Origin of the sequence: Bacillus sp. 1735sda2, assembly GCF_024159245.1 — a bacterium.
Taxonomy (GTDB): domain Bacteria; phylum Bacillota; class Bacilli; order Bacillales; family Bacillaceae; genus Bacillus; species Bacillus pumilus_O.
This window is the reverse complement of sequence record NZ_JAMYWZ010000001.1, coordinates 1,623,304-1,639,043: the sequence shown is the minus strand read 5'-3', so window position 1 is coordinate 1,639,043 and position 15,740 is coordinate 1,623,304. Positions and strand designations below refer to the sequence as shown.

The following is a 15,740-nucleotide window of genomic DNA, read 5'->3' as shown; positions in this document are numbered from 1 at the left end:
TATTTCCTCCTTACTACGGGTTCGTAACTCTTACTCCTTGTACATAAATGTTGACCGAATCAACAGAAAGCCCAACTGTGTGAGAAATTGTATATTTGACTTTCGTTTGAACATTATGTGCGACTTCTGATATTTTTGTACCGTAGCTGACGATGATGTACATATCAATATGAATGCGGTCTTCTTTTTGACGCACAAGAACACCCCGGCTGAAGTTCTCTTTGCGGAGAATATCCGTCAAGCCGTCCTTGATTTGATTTTTGGACGCCATCCCAACAATACCATAGCAATCGATCGCAGCGCCTCCTGCCACCATTGCAATGACTTCATTTGATATATCAATTTGTCCGTATTTCGTTCTAAGTTCAATGGACACATTGGTTCCCCCTTTTTGAGAAATTGCCCTGAGTTATCACTATTTTACTATAAGACCCTTCTTTTTAAAAGAAATCATTCAATCCGACCCAATCCTACTTATACTATAGCCTTGATTTTTTATCAAGATGTCAAGGTAATTTTCTTGAAAGAGGAGTAAACAATCCTTGCAAACCCCTTGAAGCTGTGGTAAATTATTAAAGTATCTTGAGGCATCTCTAAGTACGTATATGAAGAATATGATGATGTTTTCGCAGTTAGGAGGGAAACAAATGGCACGTAAATGCGTTATTACAGGCAGAAAAACAAAAGCTGGGAACAATCGTTCTCACGCAATGAACTCTACAAAACGTACATGGGGCGCGAACCTTCAAAAAGTTCGTATTCTAGTGGACGGTAAGCCTAAAAGAGTATATGTATCAGCTCGAGCTTTGAAATCTGGTAAAGTTGAGCGTGTATAAGCAAGAGTAAACGCCTGCTACAATAACTTGTAGCAGGCGTTTTTATGTGGAAATAAAGGAGATTACTCATTAATCTTTCTTAAATGAACCAAGCATCGCACGGACAATGCCGCCAAGAAATCTAGGCAGTTTGATTGTATAAAATTTCATTTTGTCCCCCTCCTAAAAGTACCGCTTGCAGCACAATTGAGCTTAATCAGCCATCCACATTGATAGGTTGGTCAATCTTTGCTTCTTACCATTATTAATATGCCTTCATGAAAAGAAAAAGTACCATTAGAGTGGATGAGTTCGTTACTAATACATAGTGTGGAACCAGGCTCAATATGACAATTTTTCAGAGGATATTTGAAACCTTTTAATGTCAGCTTTTCAACAGGTGTTCCAAAGGGTAAAAACGATACATACTTTTTATCCTGATCTTCTTTTATTTCGTATGTACCAGGTTCAAACATTTGAATGATATTTTGTTTGTCTACAAGGGTGATATTCTGCTTGAGCTGAAGCCCTTTATAAAGAAGATGGATATTTCCTAGAAAATGATCCGCCCTTCCTCCTGTAATACCGTAAATGTCAATATGTGCTGGGTGCTGACTCAGTGCCCAGTTCAGCGCAAGCTCTAAATCGGTTTCATCCTTTTCAGCTTGAAATACATTCAGGGCAGGCAATTTTTCTTTTAGCTCCCGAAGCTCTTCTTCTGTCACACTGTCAAAATCACCAAAAGCTTTGGCAGGGGTAATGCCGTGTTCTAGTAAGAAGAGAGTTCCACGGTCTACGCCAATCCAGAGAACATTCTCTTGTGATGCTTCACGTTCAAGTGGCGGGATGTATTCAATAGGACCGCCGGCTACGATATGTATGTGCATGATATACGCTCCTCTCCATGTAAAAAGAACCAAAGATCACAATGACTTTGGTTCCTTCTTTTATGCTTCTCGAATTGCTTGGATCGCTGCTGCGCGGTTGTCTTTACCGTATACTGCAGATCCCGCGACGAGTAAATTAGCGCCAGCTTCCTTGCAGCTCTTTGCAGTCTCTACATTGACACCGCCGTCTATTTCTATCAGTAAATCGGTTAAGCCCTTTTGTTCGCTTAGTTCTTTTACTTCTTTTACCTTCTTGAGGACAGATGGAATAAATGCCTGTCCACCAAAACCAGGGTTCACAGTCATGAATAACACTAGGTCCACATCATCTAATACATGCTCAATGTGAGACACAGGTGTGTGAGGGTTCAAGACGACCCCTGCTTTTACACCTTGTTCTTTTATATGTTGTATTGTTCGATGTAAGTGCGGACAAGCTTCCACATGAACAGAAATAATATCAGCGCCAGCTTTTGCGAATGCAGGAATATACCGATCTGGCTGCTCAATCATGAGGTGAACATCAAGCGGAAGACGCGTATGCGGTCTAATCGCTTCGACGACATTTGGTCCGAATGTCATATTCGGAACAAAATGACCGTCCATGACATCAATATGGATGTAATCTGCACCGCCTTGTTCCACATCACGGATATCTTTCTCCAAATTGGCAAAATCTGCTGATAAAATGGAAGGGGCAATATAAACCATGATTTAGTACCTCGGCTTTCTGTCTTTGATTTCAGTTAAAAACTCTAGATAATGATGATATCGATACTCTTTGATTTGATCATGCTCAACCGCATCTTTTATCGCACAGCCAGGCTCTTTCACGTGTAGACAGCCTCTAAATTTACAATCTGCACTCCGCTCCCTGATGTCTAAAAAGTATAGACCTAGATCTTCTGCTTCGATGCCAGTAAACTCGAGCGAACTAAAGCCCGGGGTATCTGCAATGAGCCCGTTTGCTGTTCGAATGAGCTCGACATGTCTTGTCGTATGCTTTCCTCGTCCGAGATGGGATGAGATATCATCTGTTTTCAGCGCCAATTCAGGACTCATCGCATTTAAAAGGGACGACTTGCCTACACCAGACTGACCGGCAAATACCGTGATTTTATTGTGAAAGTGCGGAGTCAGCTTCTCAATGCCGTCTCCTTCAATCGTAGAAGTTAAATGAACCTCATAGCCAATTTGCCGATAGTCGTCTGCATATGCCATGATCGTTTCACGCTCTTCGTCTGTTTTCAATAAGTCCATTTTAGTAATGCAGATAATCGGTTCAATATGATTGGCTTCAACAAGCACTAAAAATCTGTCTAAAAGTGATGTGCTAAAGGTTGGTTCTGTCGCTGAGAAAACAAGTACCGCTTGGTCAACGTTACTGATAGGCGGACGAACAAGTTCATTTGTCCGTTCTTTTACTTCTAATAAGTAGCCTTCTTTATCGTTGTCTGCTTGATAGACGACGTAATCGCCAACAAGAGGTGTAATTTTGTTTTTTCGAAAGATGCCTCTCGCTCTGCACTGAACCACTTTTCCACTTTCTTGTGACTCATCTAGCACATAATAGAATCCACTTAATGCTTTTATAATTTTGCCCTCAGGCATAAAGTCCCTCCTTTATTCATCATCAGGGTATTCGATCGTTTTCGAGCTGACAACTTTATCATCAACCGTCACTTGATAATATCCTTTTTGACCTGGTTCAATCTTAAATTTAATGGTCCGTTCAGTCGGCGCAGTGATTTTAAAGCTTTCGTACGAATCAGAGATGCTATGCTCGGCATCATCAATGGAAATTTGGACATTCATCTCCTGCCCTTCCGCTTCTGGTTCATAAGGGATCGAAATCTTTTCAGTCACCGTTTTGGCTGGTTTTTCCTTCGGTCCAAGAGAGAATGTAATCTTGACCGTGTCACCTGGTTTAACAGCCGTTCCTGCTCCTGGTTCCTGCTTCATGACCTCGCCTTTTGGCACATCATCAGAATACGCTTCTTTTTCATCAAGCTTTAAGCCGTTATCCTCTAAATAATTCGATGCCGCTTGCTTACTATACGTCGTTAAATCACGTAATGTAATATCGGCAGGACCTATGCTGACAGTCAACGTGACCTCTTCATCTGCTGCTACAAGTTCCGTATTCGCTGAAGGACTCTGTTCCATGACAATCCCAGATTCGGTGTCATTATCATTCACTTCCTCCACAACGACCTGTTTAAACCCTTTTTTCTCTAATATTTCTTTTGCTTTATCGACCTTTTCACCTGTCACATCAGGTAATTCGGTCTTTTCCTTGCCAGTACTTTCGTAAAGCTGAATCTCTGTTCCTTCTTTGACCTTTGTACCGATTTTCGGATCTGTTTTGACAACGAGACCTTTTTCAATTTTCTCATCAGCAATCTCTATTGACTCCGAAGCGACGGTAAACCCAGCTTTCTTTAAGGCATTTTCTGCTTTTTCAACCGTCATGCCAGATACGTCTGTGACTTCCACATCTTTTGGAAAAAGCATCCCAGGAAACACAGTGATGGCTAAAATTGTCGCAGCAATCAACATAAATAAGATGGATGCCACAATCCATGGCCATTTTTTTCGTTTCTTTTTCGGCTTTTGTTTCTCTTTTTTCTTCGGTTTTTGAGCCGGGTGGACGGCTGTTTTTTCATTGTCTTGATCGATCTGATGATCTTGAATGATTGGGATCGCTTTCGTTGCTTCATGGTCTTCTTCAATAACAAAGCGTTTTTCTCTTAATCTGGCTGGATCGAAAGCGGTTTTTAAGTCCTTTTGCATTTCAGATGCATCTACATATCGATAAAATGGATCTTTGGCCATCGCTTTTAAAATGATATTTTCCACGCTTTGTGGAACAGAAGGATTCCACCTTCTCACAGATGGCGGCTCTGATTGCAAATGCTTCAGTGCAACACTGACAGCCGATTCCCCTTCAAATGGCATACGTCCTGAGATGAGTTCATAGAGCACAATCCCAAGCGAATAGATGTCTGACTTTTTTGTTGCCAGTCCTCCGCGTGCTTGTTCTGGAGACAAATAGTGGACGGAGCCTAGGACAGAATTTGTATGGGTAATGGTTGCTGAGCTTAGTGCTATGGCAATCCCGAAATCAGTGACTTTAATATTCCCCATATTGTCTATTAATATATTGTGAGGCTTAATGTCACGGTGGACGAGCTGTTTCGCATGGGCTTCTTCCATCGCCGCAACGACTTGCTCCATGATGCGAACGGCTTCTTTCGGATGAAGCGGGCCATTGGCGTGTATGTATTCTTTCAGCGTCATCCCCTCGACATACTCCATGACAATATAATAAATGTCATCTTCTTCCCCGACATCGTAGATGCTGACAATATTCGAATGATCTAAGCTTGCAGCTGACTGCGCTTCCCTTCGGAAACGTCTAATAAAATCATCATCGCTTGCAAAGTCAAATCGCAAAATTTTAATCGCTACTTCGCGATCTAAAATCATATCCTCCGCCAAATAGACGTTTGCCATTCCGCCTCCGCCTATGACGCGAAGAATTTGATAACGGCCGCTGATCCTTTTTCCGATCAACACTTGCTGTCACCCTCTTCTGGCTGGGAGGAGATTTCTAACAGTACTGCTGTAATGTTATCTTCACCGCCGTTGTCATTCGCTGTTTGTATTAACTCTGTTACTTTTTCCTCTGGTGCGGTTGTTTGCGTTAAAATATGAATCAAATTCTCTTCTTCTACTTTATTCGATAGACCATCTGAGCAAAGCAAAATTTGATCTCCTGGGTCCATCTCAAAAGTGCGTGCATCAATTTGAACACGTTTATCTGTTCCTAATGCTTTCGTGAGCACATTTTTTCTTGGATGATATTCTGCATCCGCTTTTGAAATTTCACCTGTTTTCACAAGCTCGTTCACGAGTGAATGATCATCTGTTAATTGGGTCAGTGCTCCTTCTCTTAGCAAGTAGCAGCGGCTGTCTCCAATATGCGCAATTGTGACCGTTTGCAAATGAACGAGTGCGCATACAATGGTCGTCCCCATTCCTTGGCACTCCTCATTGTTTTGCGCATGTTCATAAACTTGATCATTAATGTCACTGATTTTTGAGATTAACCAGCTTTCTTGATCGGCTGGCTTTTCTGGAATTGAAGATGTTTCTTCCCAGTATTCTTTTAAAGAAGAGACTGCCATCTTGCTGGCGACATCACCAGCAAGATGACCTCCCATGCCGTCTGCAACAACAGCGAGAAGTGAATCTTCTTTTGCTTCAAAAATACCTGCATCATCTTCATTATGCTGACGGACTTTTCCTGTATCGGTAAGAAAGGCTGCCCTTATCAACATTCGTCACCTCGTCTCTTCCTGACGCTCCTTCGCTCTTAGCTGACCGCAAGCAGCATCAATGTCATGGCCTTGCTCTCGTCTAATCGTTACGTTTACGCCGCGTTCTTTCAGCGTTTTTTCAAATAGGAAGATTTGCTCTCTAGGTGTTCTCACATAATCTCTTTCTGGTACATAGTTCACCGGAATGAGGTTCACGTGGCACTTGATTCCTTTTAATAGGTCTGCTAGTTCTTCTGCATGGTGAACCTGATCATTTACTCCTCCAAATAGGCCGTATTCAAAGCTGACACGTCTACCCGTCTTTTGAATGTAGTATTCGATGGCTTCCATTAATTTTGGCAGCTTATATGCCTTATTGATCGGCATTAAACGGCTTCTGATCTCTGTGTTCGGTGCGTGCAATGACACAGCAAAGTTGATTTGCATTTGCTCATCAGCGAATTGATAGATTTTTGGAATGATTCCACTTGTCGAAACCGTAATATGGCGTGCACCGATATTTAAGCCGTTATCATGGTTGATGATTTTAAGGAAGGCGAGCATTTCTTCAAAGTTATCAAACGGTTCGCCAATACCCATGATGACAACAGAGCTGACTCTCTCATCTGTTTCGTCAAGTGCCTGCTGCACTTTTAATACTTGTGCAACGATTTCCCCGGCTTCAAGGTTTCGTTTTAAACCGCCAAGTGTAGATGCACAGAATGTACAGCCGATTCTACAACCAACCTGTGTTGTCACGCAGACAGAGTTTCCATATTCATGACGCATAAGCACTGTTTCAATTGTATAACCATCGTGTAGTTCAAATAAAAACTTGATCGTACCGTCTTGAGACGTTTGTTTGATCACGGTTTTTAAAGTTGTGATCGCAAATTGAGCTTTTAATTTTTCTCTTAATTCTTTAGAGAGGTTAGACATTGCATCAAAGGATGTCACACGTTTCTCATAAAGCCACTCAAAAATTTGAGCTGCGCGGAAAGGCTTTTCGTCTTGTTCTTTTAACCATTCTTTCATTTCGTGAAGCTCAAATGAATAAATCGATGGCATATCTGTTTTCAGTTCTTTTCTTACTTTTTGTTCTGTCATTTTTTATCCCTTCTTTCTCATGCTGCAAATAAAGAAACCATCTGTTCCGAAATAATGAGGAAGAATTTGCACACTTCCGTTTTGAACAAACGGAGCAACCTGCTCAGGCAGCCGTTCATTAAGAGATAGATCGGGTTCGAAGTCTTGGTGTTCTTGTAAAAACGCATGAATCACTTGTTGATTTTCTGTTGGGTCCATTGTACATGTACTATACACAAGGGTTCCGCCAGGTTTTAAAAGTGGAGCTGTTTCTTTTAAGATTGCCTGCTGAATTGTAGCAAGTCTTGCTGAGTCTTCTGGAGACTTTGTATATTTCATATCTGGTTTTCGTCTAATGACGCCAAAACCAGAACACGGTGCATCAATCAGAATTCGGTCAAAGGAAGCTTCGCTGTAATCGTCCTTTACTTTCCTTGCATCGAGTGCTTTTGCTTCAATCTGAGTAAGGTTTAGACGTTTTGCTGCTTGTTTGATGAGTTTCACTTTATGTTCGTGCAAATCAAGTGAAACAATTTGTCCTTCGTCGTTCATACGCTCAGCGATATGTGTTGATTTTCCGCCCGGAGCCGCACAGGCATCAAGTACAGTTTCTCCCGGCTGAGGGTCTAGTGCTCTTGCAACAAGCATTGAGCTTTCATCTTGAATGGTCACATAGCCTTCTTGAAAAGAAGGCGTTGAAACGATGGACCCTTTCATTAGCTTGAGTGCATCTTCAGATAAGTCGCCAAGCTCCGTTTCGATTCCGGCATCCAGCAGTTTTTGCTTCAATGCTGCGCGGTCCGTTTTTATTCGGTTGACACGAAGGGTTTGCTTTGGCGGTACTAAGTGAATGCGGCACATGCTTTCTGTCGCTTCAAATCCGTACGACTGAACCCATTCCTGCACGAGCCATAATGGGTGGCTTGTCTCAATCGATAGCCGCTTAACTGGATCTTTGATGTCATCAAAAGCCGGAACGCCTTCTCTTTGCACGGAACGAAGAACCCCGTTCACAAGTGAAGAAATGCCCTTGTGCCCTCTCTTTTTCGTTAGCTCTACAGCTTCATGGATGGCTGCACGATCTGGAATCTTTTCAAGGTAGACCATTTGATAAAGAGACATCCGCAAAAGCTGCATGACCCACGGAGCCACCTTTTGCGGTTTTTTCACAAATGGTGCCAGCATATAATCTAATGCCAGCTTGTTTTGCAGTGTACCGTACACAAGCTCTGTTAAGAGCGGCTTGTCTTGATCTGCCAAGTCTTTGTCTTTCATGACTGACTGCAACAGTAAATTACTATAAGCTTGGTTTTGTTCGAGTTTGATTAAAGCGTCCAGCGCTACTTCTCTCACATTACTTTTCTTCATTCATTAACCCTAATTTCTGTCCAATTTCGATATTTGCACCTCTTAGGAAGTCTTCGCCGCTCATCTTTTTCTTACCAGCTGGCTGTACACCTGTTAATAGAAGGCCCTGTTTATTCCCAGTTCCAATGACTGGACCTTCTTTTTGAAGCTCAATCACTTTCCCAGCTTCTTCTTGCACTTCGAGTGGAACTTTTTTTGCTTCCCATACTTTTAATTGAGCCCCGTTCCATTCAGTATAGGCAACTGGCCATGGATTTAAGCCGCGAACTTGGTTGTAAAGCTCTTCACCGGTCTTTGTCCAGTCTAACCTTTCCTGCTCTCGCTTTATATTAGGTGCGTACGTTGCGGCATCTTCATTTTGCGGAATTGGCGAAATAGATCCGCTCAGAACATTCGGCACAGTATCTTTCAATAGGGCAGCACCTGCTACACTTAACTTGTCATGCAATGTACCGACATTGTCTAATTCATCGATTTCCACTTCTACTTTACTGATCATATCCCCTGCATCAAGTCGTTCCACCATGTACATGATCGTAACGCCTGTTTTCTTTTTACCTTGAAGGATCGCATAATGGATCGGCGCGCCCCCTCTTAGTTCTGGGAGCAGTGAGGCATGTACATTGATACAGCCAAACTGAGGTTCATCCAGCAGTCGTTTTGGTAGAATTTGTCCAAATGCCGCCGTGACAATTAAATCCGGCTTTAATGTAAGCACTTTATCAATTTCTTCATCAAGACGTACCTTTTCAGGCTGCAAGACCGGAATGCCATGCTTTAAGGCTTCCACTTTCACAGGAGGCGGCGTGAGAACTCGTTTTCTGCCTTTCGGGCGATCTGGCTGCGTGACGACCCCGACAACTTCGTATCCTTCTGTTATGAGTGTTTGCAGCACAGGTACTGAGAAATCAGGGGTTCCCATAAATACAATACGTGCCATTTTCTTCACCCTTCCATTTCCGCTAGTTCTTTTTCTGTATAAGTTTGAATGATTTTCGACGTAAATAATATGCCGTCTAAATGATCAATTTCGTGCAATAAAGCTCTTGCTAAAAATCCTTCTGCTTCTATTGTATATGGTTTGCCTTTCTTATCAAAGGCTTTTACCTTCACATAGCTTGGTCTTTCTACTGTACCGTATAAAGATGGAAAGCTCAGGCAGCCTTCAATATCTGTTTGACTTCCTTTTACTTCAAGAACCTCGGGATTCACTAAATCAATTCTGCCAGATTCTTCACCGATATCAACAACAGCAATTCTTTGTGAAATGCCAATTTGTGGTGCTGCTAGTCCGACTCCGTCTAGCTCAAGCATTGTATCATACATATCATCAAGTAGCTTTTTAAGCTTTTTATCGAACGTATCGACAGACTCTGCCTTTTGTTCGAGTACTTCTGCCGGATGTATGACTATTGGTTTTACTGCCACTTAAAGCCCTCCGTTTTACATCATCATATATGGATTCATATCTATTGAAATCATCAATTGTTTTTGTTCCATTTCCTTTTGATAATGATCTTGTATTTTCCGTAGTAAACTTGCCAGTTCATTTTCCCTTTTGTATTTTATCACGCATTGATATCGATATCTATCTTTGATCTTAGCGATTGGTGATGCAGCCGGACCAAGGATTCTTGTATTCGGTGCACAGTTCATTTTTAGAAACTGAACGATTTGATCCGTGACATGCGCTGCCTTTGTCACTTCCTCATGTGATACAGTCACCATCGCCAAAAAGTAATACGGCGGATAAGACTGGTGGCGGCGATGCAGCATCTCCTGTTCATAAAAGGCTTCGTAGTCATGCTGCTTCGTTAATTCAATACTATAGTGAGAAGGCGTATACGATTGAATGATGACAGAGCCCGCTTTTTCATGTCGTCCTGCCCTGCCGCTGACCTGCGTGAGCAACTGAAATGTTTTTTCACTTGAACGGAAATCAGGAATATGAAGAGACGTATCCGCACTTAGAACTCCAACAAGTGTGACATCTGGGAAATCTAACCCTTTTGCAATCATCTGCGTCCCGAGCAAGATGTCCGCTTCTTTATTGCCAAAAGATGTAAGGAGTTTTTCGTGAGCACCTTTACGAGACGTTGTATCCACATCCATTCGAATGACTCTTGCCTCTGGCAGTACTTTTGTCAGCTCTTCTTCTACACGCTGCGTACCCGTACCAAAATAGCGAATATGCTCACTATGGCATTCTGGACATTCTTCTGGCACTGGTGCTTCGTGACCGCAATAATGGCATTTCAGACGTTTTTGATAGCGGTGATAGGTAAGAGAAATTTCGCAATGAGGACATTGCTCCACATATCCGCAATCACGGCACATCACAAAGGATGAATAGCCCCTTTTATTCAGAAATAAGACAGCTTGTTCTTTTCTTTCAAGCACTTCCTTTAATCTGAGCATTAATTCTTCTGAAAACATAGATCTGTTACCATTTCTCAATTCTTCTCTCATATCAATTAACGAAACGTGCGGCAGCTTCTGCTGGTTGACTCGGTGCTTAAGCGTGAGCAGTGTAAACACACCTTTTTTGGCACGCGCGTACGTTTCAAGTGAAGGGGTTGCACTGCCTAAGACGACTGGACATTGATGCCTTTTAGCTCGTTCAATGGCGACGTCCTTGGCATGATAACGGGGCATTTCCTCTTGTTTATAAGAAGATTCATGCTCTTCATCTATGATAATCATGCCTAGATTTTCAAATGGTGCGAAAACTGCCGATCTCGCGCCCACAACAAGCTTGACTTCTTTGCGGTGGATTTTCCGCCATTCATCATATTTTTCCCCTGTCGATAAGCCGCTATGAAGGACAGCCACATTTGAACCAAATCGTTCTTTAAACCGTTGAACCATTTGAGGGGTCAACGAGATTTCTGGGACAAGAACGATCGCTTCTTTTCCTTTTTGAAGAGCATGATCAATCGTCTGCAAGTATATTTCCGTTTTACCACTTCCTGTTACCCCGTGCAGCAGAAAGGTCTCGTGCCGGTCATCACTGACTGCTTGATGAATGTGTTTTGCCGCTTCTGCTTGTTCAGGCATGAGGTCAAGTGAGGCAGAAGGTGTAAACGCCCGGTCCCGATAAGGATCGCGGTAGACCTCTTCATAGCTTTCTATTAACAGCCCTTCTTGAATCAAGGTTTTAAGCGTTTGAGAACTTGCGCCTGTTTGTTGCTGCAAGTCTTTCGCTAAAAAGGTCGTCTCACTCGCTTGAAGCAAGAAGGAGAGCAGTGCCTTTTGTTTGACCGCATTTTTCTTCAGCTGCTGCTGCTTTTCTTCAAGCTTATCTTTCGAAGCTGCTAGTTGGAGCATGCGCACTTTTTTCTTTCCAGATTTTTGCGAGACGTGATACCTTACCTCTAGATGCCCTTTTTGGACATGCTTTTGAATCTGTTTTAGTTGTTCAGCTGGAATGTCAGCGTAAAGAATGCTATCTCGCTGACCGAAAAGCTCTTTCAATGACTGCGGAAGTTCTTCATCTGACAGCACTTGAATTTCTTTTTCATACTTCGCCTTCATGGCTGCAGGCAACATCGATTGAAGTGCCGTTATGTGATAGGACAATGTTTTTTCCGTCAGCCAGTGGGAAAGCTCCATTAGCTCATCTGTCAGAACAGGTGATAAATCAAATAAATCGACAATGTCCTTTATGCTTCCTGTTTTTACGTCTGTTTCTTCTTTGACTTTTGTCACAAACCCTTGAATCTTCCTCGGGCCAAAGGGAACGACCACCCTCATTCCCGCTTTGACGAGATCTTTGAATCGATCTGGTACACGGTAATCGAATGGCCGATCAATGGCTTTCGTCGTGACATCTACGATGACTTCAGCAATCATGCTCGATCACGCTCTTTTGGCAACAGCTGTTTTGCCTCCTTTAAGATTTCAAAAGCGAGGTCTTTTTTGCTCATCATCGGCAGTTCTTTTGTTGTACCATCTGCTTTGATGATGGCTGCTACATTTGTGTCTGTCGCAAATCCTGCACCTTCTTTTGTGACGTTGTTGGCCACAATCATATCTAAATGCTTAGATTCGATTTTCTTTTTCGCATAATATTCTACATCCTGCGTTTCAGCTGCAAAACCGACAAGCACTTGATGCTCTTTTCTTTTCCCCAGCTCTTTTAAAATATCTTTAGTCCGGGTAAATTCTATCTCTAAGGCACCGTCCTGTTTTTTCATTTTATGTGGATATGAGGTCACGGGGGTATAGTCGGCGACGGCTGCTGATTTAATGACAAGGTCCGCTTCCTCATACTCAACTAATGCGGCTTGATACATGTCCTCTGCCGATTCAACGTGCACCACATGGACATGATCAGGTTCAGTTAAAGAAACAGGTCCTGAAATGAGCGTGACATCTGCGCCCATCTGCTGCGCAGCCTCTGCAATCGCATAGCCCATTTTTCCTGACGATCGATTTGTAAAGAAACGCACAGGATCGATGACTTCTCTAGTAGGACCTGCTGTCACCACGACTTTTTTACCTGAGAGCGGTAAGCTTTTTGGCTCTTCAAAAAATGCACGGATGTGCTCTACGATTTTTTCAGGCTCCTCTAATCGCCCTTTTCCAATGTAGCCACACGCTAAATAACCTTCGCTCGGTTCAATGAACCGGTAACCATCCTCATATAATGTACGAATGTTCCGCTTCACAGCTGGGTGATCATACATATGCACATTCATCGCTGGTGCAATCCATACAGGAGCGGTTGAAGCAAGTAAGGTCGTCGTGAGCATATCATCTGCAAGCCCTGCCGCCATTTTGCCAATCGTATGTGCTGTTGCAGGGGCAACTAGAATGAGATCGGCCCAGTCAGCTACATCAATATGCGCTATGACCTTTGGATTGTTTTCTTTAAATGTATCCACATACACCTCATGTCGAGACAGAGCTTGGAAGGTAAGCGGAGACACAAACTCACGAGCAGATTCCGTCATAATGACTCTTACATTTGCGCCCGCCTGTACGAGTTTACTAGTAAGTGCAGCTGCTTTATATACGGCGATTCCTCCGCTGACGCCGAGCAAAATATTTTTTGACTGTAACATTAGTTTGTCCCCCTTAACGGCCTTTTTCACAAATTCGTCTACAATTCAAAAAAGTCAAAACCAATCATAGTTTTGACTTTTTTGAACGTATCGTATCTGCATAGCAGAAGCGATGTGTTATTCTTGATCCTCTTTTTCAAATGTCAAAAGACCGGCATCGATTTCTTCAAGTGCTTTGCCTACAAATTTGTAAGACTTCGTATTTTCGATTTGCTGATCTTGGTGGATCTGCATTTCACGTGCACGGCGTGCAGATACTGTTACAAGTGTATATTTTGAATCAAGTTTGTTCATCAATGAGTCAATTGAAGGATCTAACATGGTTTATTCTACCCCCAGCATTTTTTTATATCTTGGTGCGACTCTGTCTCTGCGCAAGTGTTCTGCAAGGACGATCGCTTTGATTCTTTCACAAGCAAGCTCGACATCATCGTTTTCGACGACATAGTCGTAAGCATCCATCATTTCAATCTCTTCTTTTGCAGCAGCCATTCGATTTCGAATGAGCTCCTCAGACTCTGTACCACGCGTAATGATGCGGTTCTGAAGTTCTGAAAGACTAGGCGGTGCAAGGAAAATAAAAAGACCTTCTGGAAATGCTTCTCTTACTTGAAGTGCACCTTGCACTTCGATTTCAAGGAAAACATCTTTTCCTTCGCTTAATGTCTGTTCTACATAGTCAACAGGCGTGCCGTAGTAATTCCCGACATACTCTGCCCATTCTAACAGCTTTTTGTTTTCAATCATATGTTCAAATTCTTCCCTGGATTTAAAGAAATAATCGACACCATTTCTTTCACCTTCACGCGGTTTACGTGTTGTCACAGAAATAGAGTATTCAAATTTCGTATCTTCCTGGGAGAAAATGGCCTGTCTGACCGTTCCTTTTCCAACTCCCGAAGGTCCAGAGAGAACGATTAAAAGTCCTCTTTCTTTCATAATGGCGTATTACCCCTGCCCTTCATCTATGATTTCTTCTTTTACAGAAAGTCTTTGCGCGACAGTCTCAGGCTGAACGGCAGATAAGATGACATGGTCACTGTCCATAATGACAACAGCACGGGTTCTTCTTCCGTATGTAGCATCTATGAGCATGCCTCGATCTCTTGCGTCTTGTATCATTCGTTTAATCGGTGCTGATTCCGGACTGACGATCGAAATCATCCGATTCGCTGAAATGATGTTTCCAAATCCGATATTGATCAACTTTATGGTCATCTTCTAACGTCCCCCTGTATTATAAACGTCTCTAGTCTCGCCGAAAGAGACGTACTGTAAACAGCATACACAATGACTATTCTATATTTTGCACTTGTTCTTTTATTTTTTCAATAGCACTTTTCATTTCAACCACGAGCTTAGTTAAATGATGATGGTTCGCTTTTGAGCCAATGGTGTTCACTTCACGGTTGAGCTCCTGTACAAGAAAATCAAGTTTTCTTCCGGCAGCACCGCCTTGCATCAAGATTTGCTGGAATTGTTGAAAGTGACTTTTCAATCTCGTAATCTCTTCTGTAATGTCACACCGGTCAGCAAAGATCGCAGCTTCTGTTGTCAATCTGCTTTCGTCAAGCGCCTCTCCAACCCACTCTTGCAAACGCTGATTGAGCCTGTCTTTATACTGACTCACAACCTCTGGTGCAAAGACTTTGATTTCTTCTGTATAGGCTTCTAATTCAGAAAGCCTCAGCTCACAGTCTTTTTGAAGTGATGTCCCCTCCTGCTCTCTCATGAAACAAAGCTCCTTGACAGCCGTTTCACAAGCTTCCATCAGCAATTGCTCTAATTGCTCATTTCGGCTGGCGGATTCTTCTACTTGAACGGCATGCTCTAGCCCAAGTAAGTCATGTGCATGCTGAATGCCTGAAATGTGATAGCGCTTCTCGAGATCTTTTGCGGCTTTCATGTATTCATCAAGCAGCGACCAGTCGATCTGCAAGGACCGGCTTGCTAGTTTACCGCCTTCAATCGTAACAAACAGCTCAATTCTACCACGCTGCACGTGACGAAGAATGATTTTTTTTAATGTGTCTTCGAAATATAAAAGCGGCCTCGGCAAACGGGCATGAACCTCTTTAAAACGGTGATTGACCGATTTTAGCTCAACTGACACTGTCAGTTCTCCATCCGTTTTACTCGCTTGACCGAATCCCGTCATACTGCGTATCATGTCAAAACACCCAATTCTTTCATATT

18 protein-coding genes are annotated in these 15,740 nt (G+C 42.7%); 1 reads left to right on the top strand and 17 read right to left on the bottom strand.

The features are described 5' to 3' along the window. Window positions 1-13 precede the first annotated feature (13 nt). Window positions 14-376, bottom strand: a complete 363-nt coding sequence (locus tag NKR21_RS08445) for an Asp23/Gls24 family envelope stress response protein (RefSeq protein WP_003211680.1) — start codon at window positions 374-376, stop codon at window positions 14-16. A gap of 271 nt (window positions 377-647) precedes the next feature. On the opposite strand from NKR21_RS08445, the gene rpmB reads away from it, so the two are divergent. After that, entirely contained in the window at window positions 648-836 is a 189-nt protein-coding gene (gene rpmB / locus NKR21_RS08440; RefSeq protein ID WP_003212514.1) for a 50S ribosomal protein L28, read from the top strand. Window positions 837-905: 69 nt separating this feature from the next. Here the strand turns inward: rpmB and spoVM are convergent, their stop codons facing one another. From spoVM to NKR21_RS08360, 16 genes are all read right to left on the bottom strand, one after another. Continuing rightward, window positions 906-986: a stage V sporulation protein SpoVM gene (gene spoVM / locus NKR21_RS08435; RefSeq protein WP_008354550.1), complete on the bottom strand. Its 81-nt coding sequence runs from the start codon at window positions 984-986 to the stop codon at window positions 906-908. A 71-nt stretch (window positions 987-1,057) separates the two neighbouring features. After that, window positions 1,058-1,702: a thiamine diphosphokinase gene (locus NKR21_RS08430; RefSeq protein WP_144456001.1), complete on the bottom strand. Its 645-nt coding sequence runs from the start codon at window positions 1,700-1,702 to the stop codon at window positions 1,058-1,060. 60 nt (window positions 1,703-1,762) lie between these two features. After that, window positions 1,763-2,413: a ribulose-phosphate 3-epimerase gene (gene rpe / locus NKR21_RS08425; RefSeq protein WP_144455999.1), complete on the bottom strand. Its 651-nt coding sequence runs from the start codon at window positions 2,411-2,413 to the stop codon at window positions 1,763-1,765. Window positions 2,414-2,416: 3 nt separating this feature from the next. Beyond that, window positions 2,417-3,313, bottom strand: a complete 897-nt coding sequence (rsgA, locus tag NKR21_RS08420; RefSeq protein ID WP_144455997.1) for a ribosome small subunit-dependent GTPase A — start codon at window positions 3,311-3,313, stop codon at window positions 2,417-2,419. A gap of 12 nt (window positions 3,314-3,325) precedes the next feature. Then, window positions 3,326-5,281: a Stk1 family PASTA domain-containing Ser/Thr kinase gene (pknB, locus tag NKR21_RS08415; protein ID WP_144455995.1), complete on the bottom strand. Its 1,956-nt coding sequence runs from the start codon at window positions 5,279-5,281 to the stop codon at window positions 3,326-3,328. Continuing rightward, complete coding sequence (locus NKR21_RS08410) at window positions 5,275-6,045, bottom strand: Stp1/IreP family PP2C-type Ser/Thr phosphatase (RefSeq protein WP_144455993.1); 771 nt, start codon at window positions 6,043-6,045, stop codon at window positions 5,275-5,277. Before NKR21_RS08410 ends, pknB begins: the two co-directional genes overlap by 7 nt. A gap of 3 nt (window positions 6,046-6,048) precedes the next feature. Further along, complete coding sequence (gene rlmN / locus NKR21_RS08405) at window positions 6,049-7,131, bottom strand: dual-specificity RNA methyltransferase RlmN (protein ID WP_012009917.1); 1,083 nt, start codon at window positions 7,129-7,131, stop codon at window positions 6,049-6,051. A gap of 3 nt (window positions 7,132-7,134) precedes the next feature. Continuing rightward, window positions 7,135-8,478 carry a 16S rRNA (cytosine(967)-C(5))-methyltransferase RsmB gene (gene rsmB, locus NKR21_RS08400; RefSeq protein WP_144455991.1) on the bottom strand — a complete coding sequence of 448 codons (1,344 nt, stop codon included), beginning with the start codon at window positions 8,476-8,478 and terminating at the stop codon, window positions 7,135-7,137. Then, window positions 8,465-9,418: a methionyl-tRNA formyltransferase gene (gene fmt, locus NKR21_RS08395; protein WP_144455989.1), complete on the bottom strand. Its 954-nt coding sequence runs from the start codon at window positions 9,416-9,418 to the stop codon at window positions 8,465-8,467. The genes rsmB and fmt overlap by 14 nt, the downstream gene beginning before the upstream one ends. 5 nt (window positions 9,419-9,423) lie before the next feature. Beyond that, window positions 9,424-9,906, bottom strand: coding sequence for a peptide deformylase (gene def / locus NKR21_RS08390; protein WP_119124833.1), 483 nt, complete (start codon window positions 9,904-9,906; stop codon window positions 9,424-9,426). Window positions 9,907-9,921: 15 nt separating this feature from the next. Next, window positions 9,922-12,330: a primosomal protein N' gene (gene priA, locus NKR21_RS08385; RefSeq protein WP_144469878.1), complete on the bottom strand. Its 2,409-nt coding sequence runs from the start codon at window positions 12,328-12,330 to the stop codon at window positions 9,922-9,924. Further along, window positions 12,327-13,544 (bottom strand): bifunctional phosphopantothenoylcysteine decarboxylase/phosphopantothenate--cysteine ligase CoaBC, encoded by a 1,218-nt coding sequence (gene coaBC, locus NKR21_RS08380; protein WP_144455985.1) that lies wholly within the window; start codon window positions 13,542-13,544, stop codon window positions 12,327-12,329. The genes priA and coaBC overlap by 4 nt, the downstream gene beginning before the upstream one ends. 117 nt (window positions 13,545-13,661) lie before the next feature. Next, the gene (gene rpoZ / locus NKR21_RS08375) at window positions 13,662-13,865 is read right to left on the bottom strand and encodes a DNA-directed RNA polymerase subunit omega (RefSeq protein ID WP_003211647.1); all 204 of its coding nucleotides are present in this window, start codon (window positions 13,863-13,865) and stop codon (window positions 13,662-13,664) included. Between the two features lie 3 nt (window positions 13,866-13,868). After that, entirely contained in the window at window positions 13,869-14,483 is a 615-nt protein-coding gene (gene gmk, locus NKR21_RS08370) for a guanylate kinase (RefSeq protein ID WP_003212381.1), read from the bottom strand. 9 nt (window positions 14,484-14,492) lie between these two features. Beyond that, a complete protein-coding gene (remA, locus tag NKR21_RS08365; protein ID WP_008344898.1) occupies window positions 14,493-14,762 on the bottom strand; it encodes an extracellular matrix/biofilm regulator RemA in 270 nt (89 codons plus the stop codon). A gap of 76 nt (window positions 14,763-14,838) precedes the next feature. Beyond that, complete coding sequence (locus NKR21_RS08360) at window positions 14,839-15,714, bottom strand: YicC/YloC family endoribonuclease (protein ID WP_119124831.1); 876 nt, start codon at window positions 15,712-15,714, stop codon at window positions 14,839-14,841. Window positions 15,715-15,740 lie beyond the last annotated feature (26 nt).

Excerpts from the sequence above, each read along its gene's own strand:
- rpmB (WP_003212514.1), top strand. The coding sequence starts at position 648 with ATGGCACGTAAATGCGTTATTACAGGCAGAAAAACAAAAGCTGGGAAC.
- spoVM (WP_008354550.1), bottom strand. The coding sequence starts at position 986 with ATGAAATTTTATACAATCAAACTGCCTAGATTTCTTGGCGGCATTGTC.
- NKR21_RS08430 (WP_144456001.1), bottom strand. The coding sequence starts at position 1,702 with ATGCACATACATATCGTAGCCGGCGGTCCTATTGAATACATCCCGCCA.
- rpe (WP_144455999.1), bottom strand. The coding sequence starts at position 2,413 with ATGGTTTATATTGCCCCTTCCATTTTATCAGCAGATTTTGCCAATTTG.
- rsgA (WP_144455997.1), bottom strand. The coding sequence starts at position 3,313 with ATGCCTGAGGGCAAAATTATAAAAGCATTAAGTGGATTCTATTATGTG.
- NKR21_RS08410 (WP_144455993.1), bottom strand. The coding sequence starts at position 6,045 with ATGTTGATAAGGGCAGCCTTTCTTACCGATACAGGAAAAGTCCGTCAG.
- rlmN (WP_012009917.1), bottom strand. The coding sequence starts at position 7,131 with ATGACAGAACAAAAAGTAAGAAAAGAACTGAAAACAGATATGCCATCG.
- rsmB (WP_144455991.1), bottom strand. The coding sequence starts at position 8,478 with ATGAAGAAAAGTAATGTGAGAGAAGTAGCGCTGGACGCTTTAATCAAA.
- fmt (WP_144455989.1), bottom strand. The coding sequence starts at position 9,418 with ATGGCACGTATTGTATTTATGGGAACCCCTGATTTCTCAGTACCTGTG.
- priA (WP_144469878.1), bottom strand. The coding sequence starts at position 12,330 with ATGATTGCTGAAGTCATCGTAGATGTCACGACGAAAGCCATTGATCGG.
- coaBC (WP_144455985.1), bottom strand. The coding sequence starts at position 13,544 with ATGTTACAGTCAAAAAATATTTTGCTCGGCGTCAGCGGAGGAATCGCC.
- rpoZ (WP_003211647.1), bottom strand. The coding sequence starts at position 13,865 with ATGTTAGATCCTTCAATTGACTCATTGATGAACAAACTTGATTCAAAA.
- gmk (WP_003212381.1), bottom strand. The coding sequence starts at position 14,483 with ATGAAAGAAAGAGGACTTTTAATCGTTCTCTCTGGACCTTCGGGAGTT.
- remA (WP_008344898.1), bottom strand. The coding sequence starts at position 14,762 with ATGACCATAAAGTTGATCAATATCGGATTTGGAAACATCATTTCAGCG.
- NKR21_RS08360 (WP_119124831.1), bottom strand. The coding sequence starts at position 15,714 with ATGATACGCAGTATGACGGGATTCGGTCAAGCGAGTAAAACGGATGGA.